This is a genomic window from Oxalicibacterium solurbis, from assembly GCF_014635845.1.
In the GTDB taxonomy this organism is placed as follows: Bacteria; Pseudomonadota; Gammaproteobacteria; order Burkholderiales; family Burkholderiaceae_D; genus Oxalicibacterium; species Oxalicibacterium solurbis.
This window is the reverse complement of the sequence record NZ_BMDP01000001.1, coordinates 1-17,291: the sequence shown is the minus strand read 5'-3', so window position 1 is coordinate 17,291 and position 17,291 is coordinate 1. Positions and strand designations below refer to the sequence as shown.

The 17,291-nt window shown below is 58.8% G+C and carries 15 protein-coding genes; 10 read left to right on the top strand and 5 right to left on the bottom strand.

Annotation, left to right across the window (positions count from 1 at the left end; genetic code table 11):
* The first annotated feature begins 99 nt into the window (after positions 1–99).
* The 10 genes from IEV40_RS00075 to IEV40_RS00030 all read left to right on the top strand — a co-directional run bounded on the left by IEV40_RS00075 (position 100) and on the right by IEV40_RS00030 (position 11,918).
* Entirely contained in the window at positions 100–456 is a 357-nt protein-coding gene (locus IEV40_RS00075) for a hypothetical protein (RefSeq protein WP_188418871.1), read from the top strand.
* 200 nt (positions 457–656) lie between these two features.
* Complete coding sequence (locus IEV40_RS00070; RefSeq protein WP_229723884.1) at positions 657–1,457, top strand: hypothetical protein; 801 nt, start codon at positions 657–659, stop codon at positions 1,455–1,457.
* A gap of 51 nt (positions 1,458–1,508) precedes the next feature.
* Positions 1,509–3,485 carry an alkyl/aryl-sulfatase gene (locus IEV40_RS00065; protein WP_371870017.1) on the top strand — a complete coding sequence of 659 codons (1,977 nt, stop codon included), beginning with the start codon at positions 1,509–1,511 and terminating at the stop codon, positions 3,483–3,485.
* Positions 3,486–3,594: 109 nt separating this feature from the next.
* Positions 3,595–4,722 carry a formylglycine-generating enzyme family protein gene (locus IEV40_RS00060; RefSeq protein WP_188418869.1) on the top strand — a complete coding sequence of 376 codons (1,128 nt, stop codon included), beginning with the start codon at positions 3,595–3,597 and terminating at the stop codon, positions 4,720–4,722.
* Between the two features lie 93 nt (positions 4,723–4,815).
* On the top strand, positions 4,816–5,757 hold the full coding sequence (locus IEV40_RS00055; RefSeq protein ID WP_229723883.1) for an HAD family hydrolase: 942 nt from the start codon (positions 4,816–4,818) through the stop codon (positions 5,755–5,757).
* 29 nt (positions 5,758–5,786) lie between these two features.
* A complete protein-coding gene (locus tag IEV40_RS00050) occupies positions 5,787–7,436 on the top strand; it encodes an arylsulfatase (protein ID WP_188418867.1) in 1,650 nt (549 codons plus the stop codon).
* A 241-nt stretch (positions 7,437–7,677) separates the two neighbouring features.
* Entirely contained in the window at positions 7,678–8,226 is a 549-nt protein-coding gene (locus tag IEV40_RS00045; protein ID WP_188418865.1) for a lipid-binding SYLF domain-containing protein, read from the top strand.
* Positions 8,227–8,339: 113 nt separating this feature from the next.
* Complete coding sequence (locus IEV40_RS00040; RefSeq protein ID WP_188418863.1) at positions 8,340–9,794, top strand: MltF family protein; 1,455 nt, start codon at positions 8,340–8,342, stop codon at positions 9,792–9,794.
* A gap of 136 nt (positions 9,795–9,930) precedes the next feature.
* Positions 9,931–10,491: a DUF4136 domain-containing protein gene (locus IEV40_RS00035; RefSeq protein WP_229723882.1), complete on the top strand. Its 561-nt coding sequence runs from the start codon at positions 9,931–9,933 to the stop codon at positions 10,489–10,491.
* Between the two features lie 218 nt (positions 10,492–10,709).
* Positions 10,710–11,918, top strand: a complete 1,209-nt coding sequence (locus tag IEV40_RS00030; protein ID WP_188418861.1) for a multidrug effflux MFS transporter — start codon at positions 10,710–10,712, stop codon at positions 11,916–11,918.
* Positions 11,919–11,961: 43 nt separating this feature from the next.
* Here the strand turns inward: IEV40_RS00030 and IEV40_RS00025 are convergent, their stop codons facing one another.
* The 5 genes from IEV40_RS00025 to IEV40_RS00005 all read right to left on the bottom strand — a co-directional run bounded on the left by IEV40_RS00025 (position 11,962) and on the right by IEV40_RS00005 (position 17,183).
* Positions 11,962–12,588, bottom strand: a complete 627-nt coding sequence (locus tag IEV40_RS00025) for a class I SAM-dependent methyltransferase (RefSeq protein WP_188418859.1) — start codon at positions 12,586–12,588, stop codon at positions 11,962–11,964.
* A gap of 61 nt (positions 12,589–12,649) precedes the next feature.
* Positions 12,650–14,746, bottom strand: coding sequence for an elongation factor G (fusA, locus tag IEV40_RS00020; RefSeq protein ID WP_188418857.1), 2,097 nt, complete (start codon positions 14,744–14,746; stop codon positions 12,650–12,652).
* 267 nt (positions 14,747–15,013) lie between these two features.
* Complete coding sequence (locus IEV40_RS00015; RefSeq protein WP_188418855.1) at positions 15,014–15,280, bottom strand: hypothetical protein; 267 nt, start codon at positions 15,278–15,280, stop codon at positions 15,014–15,016.
* 235 nt (positions 15,281–15,515) lie between these two features.
* Positions 15,516–16,799, bottom strand: a complete 1,284-nt coding sequence (locus IEV40_RS00010; protein WP_188418853.1) for a multicopper oxidase family protein — start codon at positions 16,797–16,799, stop codon at positions 15,516–15,518.
* 12 nt (positions 16,800–16,811) lie between these two features.
* Positions 16,812–17,183: a hypothetical protein gene (locus IEV40_RS00005; RefSeq protein WP_503826737.1), complete on the bottom strand. Its 372-nt coding sequence runs from the start codon at positions 17,181–17,183 to the stop codon at positions 16,812–16,814.
* Positions 17,184–17,291 lie beyond the last annotated feature (108 nt).

The following is a 17,291-nucleotide window of genomic DNA, read 5'->3' as shown; positions in this document are numbered from 1 at the left end:
TCGACCAATTCTTTACCAGGATGAAAATCGGTATGTTTTCAACAGAGGGCCGAAACCACGGTTCGCAGCTTTGCAGATGACTCTTACAAAGGAGAAATTGTGAAAAAGATCGCCGCTTTCCTCATTCTCGGCAGCGTTGCCGCCGCCAGCTGGGCGCAATCCAATTTCCACTGGCTCAAAGACGAACCCATCACGAAATTCAGCAAGGAAGACCAGCAGACCTCCTTGGCTACGCTGCAGAAGGCGCTCGACAGCGGCGAAGACGGCGTCCCGGTCAAATGGGAAAACCCGGCCGCCAGCAACAGCGGAAGCGTGACGCCGTCGCCCGATCCGAAAGGACAAGCCGGATGCCGGCAGGCGCGCATCGAAAATCGCCACCAGACCTTGCACAGCTCGTCGGAAGCCGTGTTCTGCAAGGTCGACGGCAAATGGAAGCTGCGCCAGAAGCTGAAGTAAGACGCCATCCGCCAGGTCGGTCACGTGTATCCGCATGCAATACCGCAAATTACTCAAGGGAGATGCAAACAACATTCCCGAAGCATATCCAGGCTCGGATAGCGGCATGGGGCATTACGGTGGATATCGAGGATACGGTCAGGTGCAATGAATATTTCGCATAATTTGTATTATGTAAAATTAAATCAGGAGGCCTGTGCATGAACAGCTCGTCACGATCCGTCGGTCTGCGTCTCCTCTTCGGCATGCTCTTCCTTGCCGGATTGGCTCAGGCGCCTGTACATGCGCAGGATGCCGCGCAAGCCAACAATCCGTTGGCCAACATGACGGCATTCAATCTGCAAAACTATTACATCGGTGACCTGACGGATACGGACGACGACGCCAACCAGTTCTGGCTGCGCTTTGCCAAGCCTTTCTCGGTCAACCAAAGCAAATGGCTGCTGCGTGCTTCGCTGCCGGTCAATACCTATCCCGTACCGCCGTCCGGCGGACACACCACCGGCATAGGCGATCTCAACCTGTTTGCCGCCTATCTGATCGATACCGGCAACCCGGCCGTCAGTTTCGGCGTCGGCCCGCAGATCACCGCGCCCACGGCATCCAAGGATGAAGTCGGCAGCGAAAAATGGTCGGCTGGTCTCGTCAACGTCCTGTTCGACGCCAGTTCGGCCAAGTTCCAGTATGGCTATCTGCTTTCATGGCAGCAAAGCTTCGCCGGCACGAACAGCCGTGAAGACGTGAATGTCGCCGCCTTCCAGCCCTTCGCCTTCTACCAGCTCGGCGGCGGCACTTATCTGCGCGCTGCGCCGATCTGGGTCTACAACATCGAAAACGACAACTACAGCGTGCCGCTCGGCATCGGCATCGGCCAGGTCGAGAAGAAAGGCAAGACGGTCTACAACTATTTCGTCGAACCGCAGTTTTCGGCATGGGATAAAGGCTCGGGGCAACCCGAATGGCAGATTTTCTTCGGGCTGAACATGCAGTTCATGAACTGACGCAGCAGGAATCAGGTTTGTTTGTAACGCTCTTATCTCAAGGAGAATGACATGCAAAAAGCAGTTTCCAATCTATCCACTCTGGCGCTCTCCGGGTTCCTGGCGCTCAGCCTTGTTGCACCTGTCCAGGCGCAGGATATGCGCAAGGATGCGACCCAGCCCACCAAGGCTGCAAACGACAAGCTGCTGAAGGAACTCCCCTTCTCCGACAAGACCGACTTCGACAATGCACGCCGAGGATTGTTGGCTCCCCTGCCGCAGGAAATGATCAAGGGAGATTCGGGCCAACTGATCTGGGACCCGGCGAAGTATGGTTTCGTTACCGACAAGGCGGCACCTGCCACCGTCAATCCCAGCCTGTGGCGCAATTCGCAGTTGATCAATATCAGCGGCCTGTTCGAAGTCGTGCCCGGCATCTATCAGGTACGCAATCTCGATCTGTCGAACATGACCATCATCGAGGGCAAGGAAGGCATCACCATCGTCGATCCGCTGGTTTCTGCCGAAACCGCCAAGGTAGGCATCGATCTCTATTACGCCAAGCGCGGCAAGAAACCGGTCAAGGCCGTCATCTACACGCACAGTCACGTTGACCATTACGGCGGCGTGCGCGGCGTCGTCGACGAAGCCGACGTCAAGGCCGGCAAGATCAAGATCTATGCGCCGAATGGTTTCATGGAGGCCGCCGTGGCCGAAAACATCATGGCCGGTAACGCCATGAGCCGCCGCGCCAGCTATATGTACGGCAACCTGCTCAACCCGGATGAAAAAGGCCAGGTCGGCGCCGGTCTGGGCACCACCACCTCGGCCGGCACCGTCACGCTGATCGAGCCGACCAACCTTATCACCAAGACCGGCCAGAAGGAAAGCATCGACGGCCTGACTTACGAGTTCATGATGGCACCGGGTTCGGAAGCACCGTCGGAAATGCTCTGGTACATCGAAGAGAAGAAAGCCATCCAGGCAGCCGAAGATGCGACCCACACGCTGCACAACACCTATTCGCTGCGTGGCGCCAAGATTCGCGAACCGCTGCCATGGTCGAAATATCTGAATCAGGCGCTGACGATGTGGGGCAGCAAGGCCGAGGTCATCTTCGCACAGCATCACTGGCCGACCTGGGGCAACAAGAATGTCGTCGATCTCCTGCGCAAGCAACGCGATCTGTATCGCTACATCAACGACGAAACGCTGCATCAGGCCAACCAGGGCAAGACCATGCGTGAGATCGCCGAAGACTTCAAGCTGCCGGACAGCCTGGCGCATGTCTGGTCCAACCGTGGCTATTACGGCTCGGTCTACCATGACGTCGCCGCCACCTATGTGCTTTATCTGGGCTGGTTCGACGGCAACCCGGCTACCCTGCAGGAACTCGCACCGGTGCAGGCCAGCAAGAAATATGTCGAATTCATGGGCGGTGCCGATGCCGTTCTGAAGAAGGCCAAGCAGTCCTACGACAAGGGCGAATACCGCTGGGTGGCGCAAGTGGTTCACCACGTCGTGTTCGCCGATCCGAACAACAAGGCGGCTCGCAATCTCGAAGCCGATGCGCTCGAACAGTTGGGTTATCAGGCCGAATCCGGCCCATGGCGCAACTTCTACCTGAGCGGCGCACAGGAATTGCGCAAGGGCGTCGCCAAACTGCCGACGCCGAACACCGCCAGCCCGGATACGGTCAAGGCCATGACGATGGACATGATCTTCGACTATTGGTCGGTACGCCTGAACCGTGAGAAAGCCGGCAATGCCACGGCCAGACTCAACTTTGACATCGGCGGCAAGGAAAACTATTACGTCGAACTCGAAAACGGCGTCATCAACCACACCGCAGGCGTGAGAGCGCAGAACGCGGATGCCAACATCAGCCTTTCCAAGGATGCGCTGACCAACATCATGCTTCAGAAAGTCACGCTGGACGACGCGATCAAGTCTGGCGACGTCAAGATCAGCGGTAGCGAAGCCAAACTGAAGGAGATGCTCTCCTACTTCGACAACTTCGAGTTCTGGTTCAACATCGTGACGCCGTAATCGTGACGACGTAAACATGCGATGTGCGCAACCGCCAATCCGGTTGCGCACTTTTCATGAACGGACACCGCATCGTCGTCGATAAATTTGAGAACTTAAAACGCACATCATGCCAAGATCCATTTCCAAATCCCTCCTGATCACGATATGCGTTTCGTCCGTGGTGCTTGTCTTCACAGGCCTGATTCTGTTCGGTATCGTATCGATCCCCGGCGTCAATGCCTCCCCTGCCAGGCCGGTGATTATCGAAGGCGATGGCGTGCACGGTCCGCGCAACATGGTATGGGTGCCGACCGGAGAATTCCTGATGGGCAGCGACCACAAGCTTGCCCAACCGAACGAGCGGCCTGCACATAAGGTACGCGTACACGGATTCTGGATGGACCGCACGCATGTCACCAATGCGCAGTTTGCCGCCTTCGTCAAAGCCACCGGTTATGCCACGACTGCCGAGCGCAAGCCGGATTGGGAAACACTGCGTGTGCAACTACCTCCTGGCACGCCAAGATTCCCGGACAGTATGTTGGTGCCGGGAGCAATGGTATTTACCGGCACCAACCGGCAGGTCAATCTCTCCGATTATTCGCAATGGTGGGCGTTCGTTCCCGGTGCGAACTGGCGTCATCCGCAAGGTCCCGACAGCAATATCGAGGGCAAGGACAATCACCCGGTCGTGCAGGTCTCTTATGAGGATGTGCTGGCCTATGCCAAGTGGGCCAACAAACGCCTCCCCACCGAGGCCGAATGGGAGTTCGCTGCACGTGGCGGGCTGGAGCAAGCGACCTATGCCTGGGGTGACGAATTCGCGCCGCAAGGAAAAATCATGGCGAACGTCTGGGAAAACAAGCCGCGTCCCTTCCCTGTGGTCAGTCCAAAGGCGGGCGGTGCAGAAGGCACGTCACCGGTCGGCACCTTCCCGCCCAACGGCTATGGCCTCTACGACATGACGGGCAATGCCTGGCAGTGGGTGGCTGACTGGTACGGCGCCGACTATTTCAAGCAGCAGGCTGGCCATGGCGTGATCGACGATCCACATGGTCCGGATACCAGCTATGACCCGGATGAGCGCGGCGTCCCCGTCAATGCGCCCAAGCGCGTCACACGCGGCGGCTCCTTCCTGTGCAACGTCGATTACTGCCTTTCCTATCGACCGAGTGCACGACGCGGCACCGATCCCTTCAATCCCATGTCGCATATCGGCTTCCGGCTGGTAAGCGATGCCCCGGCTCCACTGTAGTCTCGAGAGGAGAAAACTACCGTGATCTCACCCAAATACTTGTCGCGCTCGCTATTCATTCATACCCTCCTGCTCTTCGCGGCTTTGTGCTCCTTGAATGCACAGGCGCAAACGCGCGATCCTCTCCCCTCCTGGAACGACAATCATGCAAGGGCACGCATCATTGCCTTTGTCGATGCAGTCACCGAACAAGGCGGCAAGGATTATGTCCCGCCGGCAGAGCGGATCGCGGTCTTCGACAACGACGGCACGCTTTGGTCGGAACAGCCGATCTACTTCCAGGCGCAATTCATCATCGATCGCGTGAAAGCGCTGGCTCCCAGGCATCCTGAATGGAAAACCACGCAACCCTTCAAGGGTATTCTCGAAGGCGACATGAAGTCCGTGGTCGCCAGCGGTGAAAAGGGATTGCTCGAGCTGGTGATGGCCACGCATAGCGGCAGTACCACCGACGAATTCCGGCAGATCGTGCTCGACTGGCTGGCCACGGCACGTCATCCGAAGTACAAGCGTCCCTACAACGAATTGATCTACCAGCCCATGCTGGAACTGCTTGCTTACCTGCGCGCCAACGGCTTCAAGACCTATATCGTCTCCGGCGGCGGCGTGGAATTCATGCGTGCCTGGGTGGAAAAAGCCTATGGCATCCCGCCCGAGCAGGTGATCGGTTCGACCATCAAGACCAAATACGAATTGCGCAACGGCAAACCGGTCATCGTGCGCATCCCCCAACTGGATTTCAACGATGACAAGGCCGGCAAACCTGTCGCCATCAACCAGTACATCGGTCGCCGCCCCATCGCCGCCTTTGGCAATTCCGACGGCGATTTCCAGATGCTTGAATGGGTTACCTCCGGCAACGGCCCCCGTCTCGGCATGATCGTCCATCACGACGATGGCGAACGTGAATATGCCTATGACCGCAAATCATTCATCGGCAAGCTCGCGCGCGGCCTCGACGAAGCCCCGCAACGTGGTTGGAGTCTCATCAGCATGAAGCAGGACTGGAAGCAGATTTATCCGCAAGACAAGTAATCGGCTTTACTTAATCAAGGAGAACGACGATGCGCAGATATCTCGGAATTTTCACACTGGTTGCACTGGGCTTGATCACCCTGTCGGTCCAGGCGCAGAACAAGCCCAATATCGTTCTGATCGTTTCGGACGACACGGGCTATGGCGATCTCGGACCTTATGGCGGCGGTACGGGCCGCGGCATGCCGACTCCCAATATCGATCGCATGGCCGATGAAGGCATGACTTTCTTTTCCTTTTACGCACAGGCCAGTTGCACGCCAGGCCGCGCTGCCATACAGACCGGACGCATTCCCAATCGCAGCGGCATGACAACAGTGGCCTTTCAGGGGCAGGGAGGAGGATTGCCGAAAGCCGAATGGACACTGGCTTCCGTGTTGAAGACGGCTGGCTACAGCACTTTCTTCACCGGCAAGTGGCATCTGGGCGAAGCCGATTATGCACTGCCCAATGCGCAAGGCTACGATGAGATGCGTTATGTAGGCCTCTATCACCTGAATGCCTATACTTATGCCGACCCGACCTGGTTTCCAGACATGGCGCCAGATCTGCGGGCAATGTTCAAAAAAGTCACCATAGGTTCGCTTTCGGCCAAGGCGGGCGAAAAAGCAGTCGAAGATTTCGCCATCAACGGCCAGTATGTGGACAAGCCGGATGAAAAATCCACCGAGTATCCTCACGGCGTTGTAGGGATCCCCTATTTCGACGGGTATGTTCAAAAAGCCGCGCTCGAATACCTGGATAAGGCAGCCAAATCGAACAAGCCCTTCTTCATGAATGTCAACTTCATGAAAGTGCATCAACCGAACATGCCGCATCCAGCATACGAGCACAAATCGCTCTCGAAATCGAAATATGCGGACTCGGTAGTTGAGCTGGACGCTCGCATCGGCGCCATCATGGATAAATTGCGTGCGTTGGGGCTGGACAAGAACACACTGGTTTTCTACACCACCGACAACGGTGCCTGGCAGGATGTTTACCCTGATGCGGGATACACCCCTTTCCGTGGCACAAAAGGCACTGTGCGTGAAGGTGGCAACCGGGTCCCTGCCATCGCCTGGATGCCCGGCAAGATCAAAGGCCATGCGAAAAACCACGACATTCTCGGTGGACTCGATCTGATGGCAACTTTCGCCAAGGTCTCTGGCGCGAAGCTGCCGACCAATGATCGCGATGGCAAGCCCATCATTTTCGACAGCTACGACATGTCGCCCGTACTTTTCGGCACTGGAAAATCGGAGCGCAAAGCCTGGTTCTATTTCACCGAAAACGAACTGACGCCAGGCGCGGTGCGCGTCGGTAATTACAAGGCTGTTTTCAACTTGCGCGGCGATAACGGCCAATCAACCGGAGGGCTCGCGGTCGATAGCAATCTTGGCTGGAAGGGAGCGGAAAAATATGTCGCCGCTGTGCCGCAGATTTTCGATTTGTGGCAGGACCCGCAGGAACGCTACGACATCTTCATGAATAACTACACGGAGCGCACCTGGATGCTGGTCACCTTTAACAACGTCATCCGGGAAAAGATGAAGACATACATCAAGTATCCGCCGCGCAAGCTGCAAAGCGAGGTATATACAGGACCGCTGACGCTCTCGTCGTACCAACGCCTGAAGACTGTCCGCGATCAGCTCTCAAAGGATGGCTTCGAGATTCCTCTTCCTAGCGGAAATTGATCTTTATGCTGCAAGAGGATTCCATTAAGTGACCGCCCGCTGAAGGAGAGAAAGCCATGAAAACGATGCAGAACTGCTATTTAATTATTGCAGCATTGTTCGCAGTGGCTTTCTCTGCTTCGGCATTAACTGACATCGCGAAGAGTTTCAAAGCAACAACCCGGTCAAAGCCAGAAAATGATCGACAGCTTCGAGGCCGGCGTAGTCGTAAACGAATGAATCATTGTTGCGGAGGTACGTCATGAAACCGTTGATTCGTCATTGCCTGGCTCTGGTAATCGCTATCGGATGTGTTGGCGCTGCCCCGGCGCAGGCAGAAACGGCCGCCCAGCTTGCGCAGACTTCGCAAAAAGCGCTGAAGACGTTGTACGCCAAGGTGCCGGTGGCGAAAAAGCTGGGCGCCAAGGCAGTTGCCATTCTCGTGTTTCCCTCGGTGACCAAGGCCGGCCTGGGCGTCGGTGGCCAATACGGCGAAGGTGCGCTGATCCGGCACGGCAAGGTTGTCGGCTACTACAACACCACCGGCGCATCCTTCGGGCTGCAGATCGGCGCGCAGCGGTACGGCTACGCGATGTTTTTCATGACCGAAAGTGCTTTTCAGGCGCTGGAAAAGAGCGACGGCTTCGAGGTCGGCGTCGGCCCCAGCGTGGTCGTGATGGATGAAGGCATGGCGAAAAGTGCAAGCACCACGACCATGAACGACGATGTGTACGCCTTCATCTTCAGCCAGAAAGGACTGATGGCGGGACTGGGCATCCAGGGCAATAAAATCAGCAAGATCGAGAAGTAGCGTGAACAGGACGCTTCTTTGCGTATCTAATAACACAGGTGTCATGTGTGCCGGATTGGGTTAAATCGGTTGCACGAAGTTTCTGTGCCAGGACGACACGGAGAGGAAGACTGATGAAACTTCATACCCTGTTGCTTGCTTCGCTTTTTGCACTGATTCCGCTCGCCAATGCTGCGCAGGAGAAGAAGGAAGCGCCCGACCTGCGCCAGTTAAGCCTGGAAAACCGCCCCTGGAAAGGCGATTTCGATCAGATGCTGGAGCGCCGGATGATACGCGCGCTGGTACCGTACAGCCGCACGCTCTATTTCGTCGACAAGGGATACGAACGCGGTGTCGCCGCCGACCTGCTCCGCGATTTCGAACGGTATATCAACAGGAAATATGCCAAGCGGCTCGGCCGCCGGCCGCTGACCGTCTACATCATCCCGACCACGCGAGACAAGCTGCTCAGCGGCCTTGAACAGGGGCTGGGAGATATCGCGGCCGGCAACCTGACCGCCACGCCCGGACGGTTGAAGGTCGTCGATTTCGTGGCGCCCAAGGATGCACTGCCGGCATCCGAACTGCTGATTACCGGGCCGAAATCCCCTGCCGTCGCCACCATCGACGATCTGTCCGGGCAGACGGTGCACGTCCGCCCGGCATCGAGCTATTACCAGAGCCTGATCGCGCTCAACCAGCGCCTGAAGGCGGCCGGCAAGCCACCGGTGAAGATCACGCCGCTGCCGGACGAACTTGAAGACGAAGACATCCTTGAAATGCTCAATGCAGGCCAGCTTGCCTTCACTGTCGTCGATGCATGGAAAGCGAAGATATGGGCGCAGGTGCTGCCCAAGATCAAGGTGCGCAACGATATCGTGCTGCGCAACGAAGGCTATACCGGATGGGCGATACGCAAGAAAAGCCCCGAACTGGAAGGCGCCATCCTCGACTATTACAAGAAGCAGGTCGTCAGGACCGGCGGCATCAACAGCCGCATCGCCAGCTACAACAAACGCATCAAGCAGATCTCGAACAACACGGGCAACGCCGAGCTGAAGCGCTTCGAAAGCACGCTGGAGCTGTTCGAGGAATACGGCGGCAAGTATGGTTTCGATCCCCTGATGCTGGCCGCGCAGGGATATCAGGAATCGCGGCTTGACCAGAATGCGCGCAGTCATGTCGGCGCCATCGGCGTCATGCAGATCATGCCGGCGACCGGCAAGGAACTCAGGGTCGGCAACATCCACAAGATCGAACCGAATATCCATGGCGGTGCCAAGTACATGGATCAGCTGATGACGCGATATTTCCCCGACGCCAAGTTCAGCGAAACGGAACGGCCGCTGTTCGCTTTCGCCAGCTACAACGCCGGGCCGGGCAACATTTCGAAGATGCGCAAGCTGGCGGCGAAGCGCGGGCTCGATCCGGACAAATGGTTCAACAACGTCGAGATCGTCGTTGCCGAGAAAATCGGTATAGAAACCACGACCTATGTACGAAACATTTACAAGTACTACGTTGCCTACAAGCTGATCCTGGATGCGCAGGCTGCGCAACAGAAAGCGCGGGAGGGGCTCGACAATTAGGCCATCCGTGGCGCATCCGGCCTGCACGACAACGAGCAGGCCGGCGGAGAATGCCTTGATCGTCCTGAACAGATTCCGAAATCCCAGCCGCCGCACGCCAGCTCGTCGCCAACGACATCAACCACAGGAGAACGACATGCTCCCCATCCCGAAACCACGCGCCATGGCCGGCATCGCCGCCTGCTTCACCGTCCTGCTGCTGGCCGGCTGCGCCTCCAAGCCCACGATCCATGTGGACAGCGATCGCAACGTCGATTTTTCGCGCTACCACACCTATGGCTGGCAGACGCAACCCGACGTGCCCGTACCGCTGATGCGGCAACGGTTGATGGACGGCATCGATGCCCGGCTGCAGGCAAAGGGCTGGCGCCGCGTGACGAACGGTGAAGTCGTCGTCGTTGCGCATGTGGCGACGCAGCAGCAACAGACATTGACGACCATGTATGACGGCGGACCGTACGCCGGCTGGGGCTGGCGTACGCCCGGTTTCGGCACGGCGACCACCTATGTGGATACCTATGAAACCGGCACGCTGGTCGTGGATCTGTTCGATGCCGCCAGCAAGCGCGCGATCTGGCGCGGCACGGCGCGCGCGGTGATGCCAGAGAATCCGGACAAGGGCAACGCATTGCTCGAGCAATCGCTGGACGGCATGTTCGCAGACTTCCCTCCCGGCACGGCAGCGAAATCCAAATAACCGGACACAGATACTGCCGTGTTATTGCGATTGCGCCGGTCGTGACTGCAGATGACGTCGATTGCCACTGGCTGCAGGAAAATTCGTCTTGTTCTTCCCGCCGTTATCGCATGACGGGTATGCTACGGGACGATATTCTTTTGAATGTGCGAGGCGAATCTGATTCAGGATTCGCGTCCCCTCTTCTGCTCCCGTCCGTCTCTTTTCCCTGGTTTTCCATGAATTCCCGTTTCTACAAGAATGCGCTGGTGCTCGGTCTGCTGTCGGCCATCGGTCCGTTCGCCATCGACATGTATCTGCCGGCGTTGCCGTCGATCGGCGCCAGCCTCGATGCGCCGGCCAACGCCGTGCAGGCCAGCCTGATGGCGTTCTTCATTTCGCTCGGCATCGGCCAATTGCTGTACGGCCCGATCTCGGACATGGTCGGCCGCAAGCCGCCGCTGTATTTCGGATTGCTGCTGTTTGCGGTCTGCAGCGTCGGCTGCGCGCTGGCGCCGAATATCCATACGCTGATCGTGCTGCGCTTTCTGCAGGGACTGGGCGCGGCAGCCGGCATGGTGATTCCGCGCGCGATCGTGCGTGACCTGCATACCGGCCATGACGCGGCGCGGCTGATGTCGCTGCTGATGCTGGTGTTCAGCGTATCGCCCATCCTGGCGCCGCTGGCCGGCAGCTTTCTGATCGAATGGAGCGGCTGGCGCAGCGTGTTCTGGGCGGTGGCCATTGCCGCCGCGCTGGCGCTGATCCTGCTCGCCAGCGGTCAACAGGAAACGCGCACGCCCGAGCAGCGCGTCGGCAGCAACGTCGGCGGTGCGCTGAAGGCCTATCTTTTCCTGTGCCGCGACTGGCATTTTCTGGGGCTGGTCTTCATCGGCTCGTTCGGCGTGGCGAGCTTCTTCACCTATCTGGCCAATTCGTCGTTCGTGCTGATCAACCATTACGGATTGTCGCCGCGTGAATACAGTCTGGCGTTTTCGGCGAACGCGGCTTCCTTTATCGGCGTATCGCAGTTCACCGGGCGTTTGAGCCGTCGTTACGGACTGGTGCCGGTCGTGAAAGTTGCTGTCACCGGATTCACCATCATGATGGCAGCGTTGATGCTGCTGAATCTGGCCGGCGTGACGCGGCTGGACGTGATGCTGGCGATGCTGTTCGTCGGCTACGGTTTTCTCGGCCTGGTGGTGCCGACCACGGCCGTGTTGGCGCTGGAAGAACACGGCGAGATTGCCGGCACTGCTTCGGCACTGATGGGAACGCTGCAGTTCGTGACAGGCGCCGTCATGGTTGCGCTGATCGGCCCGTTCGCCGACGGCACCGCGCGGCCGATGGTGGTCGGCATCGCCGTTTGCGCGATTGCGGCCTGGGCGATCTCGGCGGTCACCTTGCGCCATGTGAGGGAACATTCCGCTTCGGCCGGACCGGACTAATCCGGTTCGCGGCTTTCACCGCTTCAGGAAAAGCCGGGAAATATCAGGAAACAGTCGCCTCGCCCCAGTAGTTGTACGAAAGCGAACGAGGCCATGCGATATACGCCGATTCGCCGTTCACCGCAAAACCCGCCTGCCGCAGCAGTGACGGCACGTCGCGCGTCAGGTGGCAGCCGCCGGCGATTTTGGACCAGTACGGCTCCAGTCGCGCCTGATGGCGCGCCACATGCGCATCCGGCGCAAGGCCGTGTTCCGCATACAGCAACCGTCCGCCGGGACGCAGCACGCGGCGCATCTCGTGCAGGGCCGCCAGCGGATCGGGAATCGAACAGAGCGTGTAGGTGCAGACGATGCAGTCGATGCTTGCGTCCGGCAGCGGCAAGCGTTCCGCCGACAACGGCAGCAGTTCGACCGGCAGATCGGCACGCCGGCTGCGGCGCCGCGCCAGCGCGTGCATCTGCGCGGCCGGATCGACGCCGGTCAGCTTTTCGATACGCTCCCGGTCGTAGAACGCCAGATTCAGGCCGGTGCCGATGCCGATTTCCAGCACCTGCCCCGCCGCCTGCGGCACGATCAGTTCGCGCTGCCGCGCGATCGGCGCCATGCCGCAGGCGACATCCAGCAGATACGGCAGCACGTGCCGCTCGTACCAGCCGGGCGCATGGCTCATGTTCGGAACCGGCCGATGCCAGAAGCCATGCAATCCCTCACCCGTACGCCGGCCGCGGCCGTCATTTTGTGGCGACCTGGTCGAGGATGTGCTTGGGCACCGGCGCGTAATGCTTGAACTCCATCGTGTACGTCGCCCTGCCTTGCGTGAGCGAACGCAGCGTGGTCGAGTAGCCGAACATCTCGGCCAGCGGCACTTCGGCGCGCACCAGCTTGCCGCCACCACCGGCAATGTCGTCGGTGCCCTGCACCATGCCGCGTCTCGACGACAGATCGCCCATCACGTTGCCGAGGAATTCCTCCGGGGTCTCGACTTCGACGTGCATCATCGGTTCCAGCAGCACAGGATTGGCGCGGCGCATGCCTTCCTTGAAGGCCATCGAACCGGCCATGCGGAAGGCATTCTCGTTCGAATCGACGTCGTGGTAGGAGCCGAAGGTCAGCGTGACCTTCACGTCCACCACCGGATAGCCGGCCAGTACACCGCTCTTCAGCGTTTCCTGGATACCCTTGTCGACCGCCGGGATGTATTCGCGCGGGATCACGCCACCCTTGATCGCATCGACGAATTCGTAGCCTTTGCCGGCTTCCAGCGGCTCCATCGTGATGACCGCATGGCCGTACTGGCCACGGCCACCCGACTGCTTGACGAACTTGCCTTCGACATCGGTGACGGTCTTGCCGATCGTTTCGCGATAGGCAACCTGCGGCTTGCCGACCGTGGCTTCGACGTTGAATTCGCGCTTCATGCGATCGACCAGAATTTCCAGGTGCAACTCGCCCATGCCGGAGATGATGGTCTGGCCCGATTCCTCGTCGGTGTGCACGCGGAACGATGGATCTTCCTGCGCCAAGCGGTTGAGTGCGATGCCCATCTTTTCCTGATCGGCCTTGGTCTTCGGCTCGACCGCCTGCGAGATCACCGGCTCCGGGAACACCATGCGTTCCAGGATGATGACCTTGTCGGTATCGCACAGCGTGTCGCCGGTCGTCACGTCCTTCAGGCCGACGGCGGCGGCGATGTCGCCCGCGTAGACTTCCTTGATTTCCTTGCGCTCGTTCGCGTGCATCTGCAGGATGCGGCCCAGTCTTTCCTTCTTGCCCTTGACCGGACTGTAGACGGTGTCGCCGGAATTGACGACGCCGGAATAGACGCGGAAGAACGTCAACTGGCCGACGAACGGATCGGTCATGATCTTGAAGGCAAGCGCGGAGAACGGCTCGTCGTCGGCCGGATGGCGCTCGATTTCGGCGTCGTGTTCGTCGTGGCCCTTGATTGCGGGCACGTCGATGGGCGATGGCAGATATTGAATAACTGCATCAAGTAATGCCTGTACACCCTTGTTTTTAAAGGCGCTTCCGCACAGCATTGGCACGATTTCGCCGGCAACCGTGCGGCGGCGCAGCGCACCGACGATTTCCTCTTCGCTCAGCGTTTCGCCGCCGAGATATTTATCCAGCAAGGTTTCATCGGCTTCGGCCGCAGCCTCGACCATCTTGTCGTGCCACTCCTGGGCCTGATCCTTCAGCTCGGCCGGAATCTCGCCGTATTCGAACTTCACGCCCTGGCTGGCTTCGTCCCACAAAATGGCTTTCATCTTGACGAGGTCGATCACGCCCTGGAAATGATCTTCCGCGCCGACCGGCAGCTGGATCGGCACCGGATTGCCCTTCAGACGATCCTTGATCTGCTGGTAGACGCGCAGGAAATCCGCGCCGATGCGGTCCATCTTGTTGACGAAGGCCAGGCGCGGCACCGCATATTTATTGGCCTGGCGCCAGACGGTTTCCGATTGCGGCTGTACGCCGCCGACCGAGTCGTACACCATGACCGCGCCGTCCAGAACGCGCATCGAGCGTTCGACCTCGATCGTGAAATCGACGTGGCCCGGCGTATCGATGATGTTGATGCGGTGCTCGGGGAAATTGCCGGCCATGCCCTTCCAGAAGGCGGTCGTCGCGGCAGACGTGATCGTGATGCCGCGCTCCTGCTCCTGCTCCATCCAGTCCATCGTCGCCGCACCGTCGTGCACCTCGCCGATCTTGTGGTTTACCCCGGTATAGAACAGCACGCGCTCGGTGGTCGTGGTCTTGCCGGCGTCGATATGCGCCGAAATACCGATATTGCGATAACGCTCGATGGGGGTTCTGCGGGTCATGACTATACCTTTCGAAAGTAAGGTTCGCGCCGGCGACGGCAGGTGTTGCATGTTACTGCTTTCGCCGGAAATGCATACGAAGCGGGATTTTCTCGTCCGACAGATGGTTGAGAGCCGACTATATGCCGGCTGGAATCATGTTTTCAAGTAAGGCGAATTGCCTTCGCAGCCGCCTCTTGGCATATCTGCCGCCGGTCGCCCCGGACAGTAAATGCAGACAAAGAAAAAGCCCGCCGAAGCGGGCTTTCTGGATGGAGAGGCAGCAGATCATTCGTCGACATCGCCCGGGTTCAGCCCGCGATCGATACGGTCGATGTCGATGTCGCGCACGCCCGTGTTGACGTCGCTACGCTCGACGCTGGCACGTTCGCCGGTTCCTGCCGCATCGGTGTCGCCATGGCGGCCCGGCGTGCCGACCATGTCGCTGCCGCTGTCCGACGAATCGCTTGGTCCCAGGGCATCAATGTCATGTCCTTCGCCCAATTCCCGATCCTGTTCGAAATCGTTGTCGAGATCGATGGTGCTTTTGCTCATGATGGCTCCTTGAATCTGGTGAGTATCTTCATGCTAGCAATCGTCCGCCGCATCGCGCATAGGAAAACACGGGCAATTCATGTAGGAAATTTACAGTGACATATTCATCAAAATCACTTTAATTTTCCATCGCAAGTGTTTGTTTTTAAATGTACATAAATATCAATGAATAGTTGATGTTGCACGTTAAATCAAGTCACGAGCAAAGCAATTTTTCTCGTCGGCAATGAAACCCTCATTCCTTTTTCCCATTCAACGCATAAGCCACACTCCCCTTCGGATGCCTGTACCAGCCGGGATCGCTGTAATCGCCGGGCTTCTGATCCGGCCTGATCTTGACGATGGTAAACATGCCGCCCATTTCGATCGGCCCGAACGGACCGTTGCCGCTCATCATGGGCAACGTGTTTTCCGGCATCTGCATCGTGCCCATGTCAGCCATGCCCTTGCTTCCCATCGCCATGTAGTCCGGGATGATGCGCACGACCTTCTCGGCAATCCTGCGCTGGTCGACGCCGATCATCGTCGGCACATCGTGCCCCATTGCATTCATCGTGTGATGTCCCTTGTGGCAGTGGAAGGCCCAGTCTCCCGACTCCGTTGCATCGAATTCGATCGCGCGCATCTGCCCGACGGCGACGTCGGTCGTGACTTCCGGCCAGCGTGCCGTCGGCGGTACCCAGCCGCCATCGGTGCCGGTCACTTCGAATTCATGGCCGTGCAGGTGAATCGGATGATTGGTCATGCTGAGATTGCCGCAGCGGATACGCACGCGGTCGCCCTGGCGGCAGACGATGGGATCGATGCCGGGGAAGACGCGGCTGTTCCAGGTCCACAGGTTGAAATCCAGCATCGTGTTGACGCGCGGCGTGCTGCTGCCAGGCTCGATATCGTAGGCATTGAGCAGGAAGACGAAGTCGCGGTCGACGCGATGCTGCTGCGGGTCTTTCGGGTGTGTGACCCAGAAGCCCATCATGCCCATTGCCATCTGCGTGACTTCATCGGCATGCGGGTGATACATGAAGGTGCCGGGACGCTTCGCCTCGAATTCGTAGACGTAGGTCTTGCCCGGCGGAATCTGCGGCTGCGTGACGCCGCCGACGCCGTCCATGCCGTTCGGCAGGCGCTGGCCGTGCCAGTGGATGGTGGTGTGTTCGGGCAGCTTGTTGGTGACGAAGATGCGCACCTTGTCGTCCTCCACCACTTCGATCGTCGGGCCAGGACTGGAGCCGTTGTAGCCCCACAGCGTGGCTTTCATGCCGGGTGCCAGCTCGCGGATCACCGGCTCGGCGATCAGGTGGAATTCCTTCCAGCCGCTCTTCATGCGCCACGGCGCACTCCAGCCGTTCAGCGTCACGACCGGGTTGAACGGCCGGCCGTTCGGCGGTGCCGGTGGCGGCATCGTGTGTGCGTGCTGGACGATCTGCGCCTCGGGAATTGAGGCCGCATTCGCGCGGCTGACAAAGCCGGCGCCGATCAGGGCGGTTGCGCCGCCCAGGAAATGTCTGCGTGAAACCATGTTCGTTCCTCGTCAATGTTCTTGGTTGTCTGCGTTCGGTGCAGCCGATGCAGTTGATATGGGCGGCAAGCCCGTGCCCGCGGAGCCGTTGCCGTTGATTGCCGTCTGCAGATCGGTTTCGGCCAGCCAGTAATCGCGTTGCGCGTCTATCGATGCGCTGGCGCTCTGCATCTGCAGGCGTGCGTCGGCCAGCAGGTCGAAGACGCTGGCCAGCATGCCGTTGTAGCGTCGCAGCATGTCGTCGGACACTTGCTTGCGCAGCGGGAGCACTTCGTCTCGATAATGTCGCGCCAGATCGTAGGCAGTACGCCAGGCGAGATAGGCTTCCCGCACTTCGGAGCGGGCCCGAATCGCCGTCTCGGCGGTGCGATGCACGGACTGCATGTACAGCGCTTCGGCCTTGCGTGTTCTGAGGTTCGGCCGGGATTCGTGCAAAATTTGTCAAAACTCCATATAACTATATGAATAAAAAGGAGTTTTAACTTTTCGCTT

Bases quoted from the DNA above. Each gene is read 5' to 3' on its own strand.
- fusA (WP_188418857.1), bottom strand. From the start codon at position 14,746: ATGACCCGCAGAACCCCCATCGAGCGTTATCGCAATATCGGTATTTCG.
- IEV40_RS00030 (WP_188418861.1), top strand. From the start codon at position 10,710: ATGAATTCCCGTTTCTACAAGAATGCGCTGGTGCTCGGTCTGCTGTCG.
- IEV40_RS00050 (WP_188418867.1), top strand. From the start codon at position 5,787: ATGCGCAGATATCTCGGAATTTTCACACTGGTTGCACTGGGCTTGATC.
- IEV40_RS00010 (WP_188418853.1), bottom strand. From the start codon at position 16,799: ATGGTTTCACGCAGACATTTCCTGGGCGGCGCAACCGCCCTGATCGGC.
- IEV40_RS00035 (WP_229723882.1), top strand. From the start codon at position 9,931: ATGCTCCCCATCCCGAAACCACGCGCCATGGCCGGCATCGCCGCCTGC.
- IEV40_RS00045 (WP_188418865.1), top strand. From the start codon at position 7,678: ATGAAACCGTTGATTCGTCATTGCCTGGCTCTGGTAATCGCTATCGGA.
- IEV40_RS00070 (WP_229723884.1), top strand. From the start codon at position 657: ATGAACAGCTCGTCACGATCCGTCGGTCTGCGTCTCCTCTTCGGCATG.
- IEV40_RS00040 (WP_188418863.1), top strand. From the start codon at position 8,340: ATGAAACTTCATACCCTGTTGCTTGCTTCGCTTTTTGCACTGATTCCG.
- IEV40_RS00025 (WP_188418859.1), bottom strand. From the start codon at position 12,588: ATGAGCCATGCGCCCGGCTGGTACGAGCGGCACGTGCTGCCGTATCTG.
- IEV40_RS00065 (WP_371870017.1), top strand. From the start codon at position 1,509: ATGCAAAAAGCAGTTTCCAATCTATCCACTCTGGCGCTCTCCGGGTTC.
- IEV40_RS00015 (WP_188418855.1), bottom strand. From the start codon at position 15,280: ATGAGCAAAAGCACCATCGATCTCGACAACGATTTCGAACAGGATCGG.
- IEV40_RS00005 (WP_503826737.1), bottom strand. From the start codon at position 17,183: ATGCAGTCCGTGCATCGCACCGCCGAGACGGCGATTCGGGCCCGCTCC.
- IEV40_RS00060 (WP_188418869.1), top strand. From the start codon at position 3,595: ATGCCAAGATCCATTTCCAAATCCCTCCTGATCACGATATGCGTTTCG.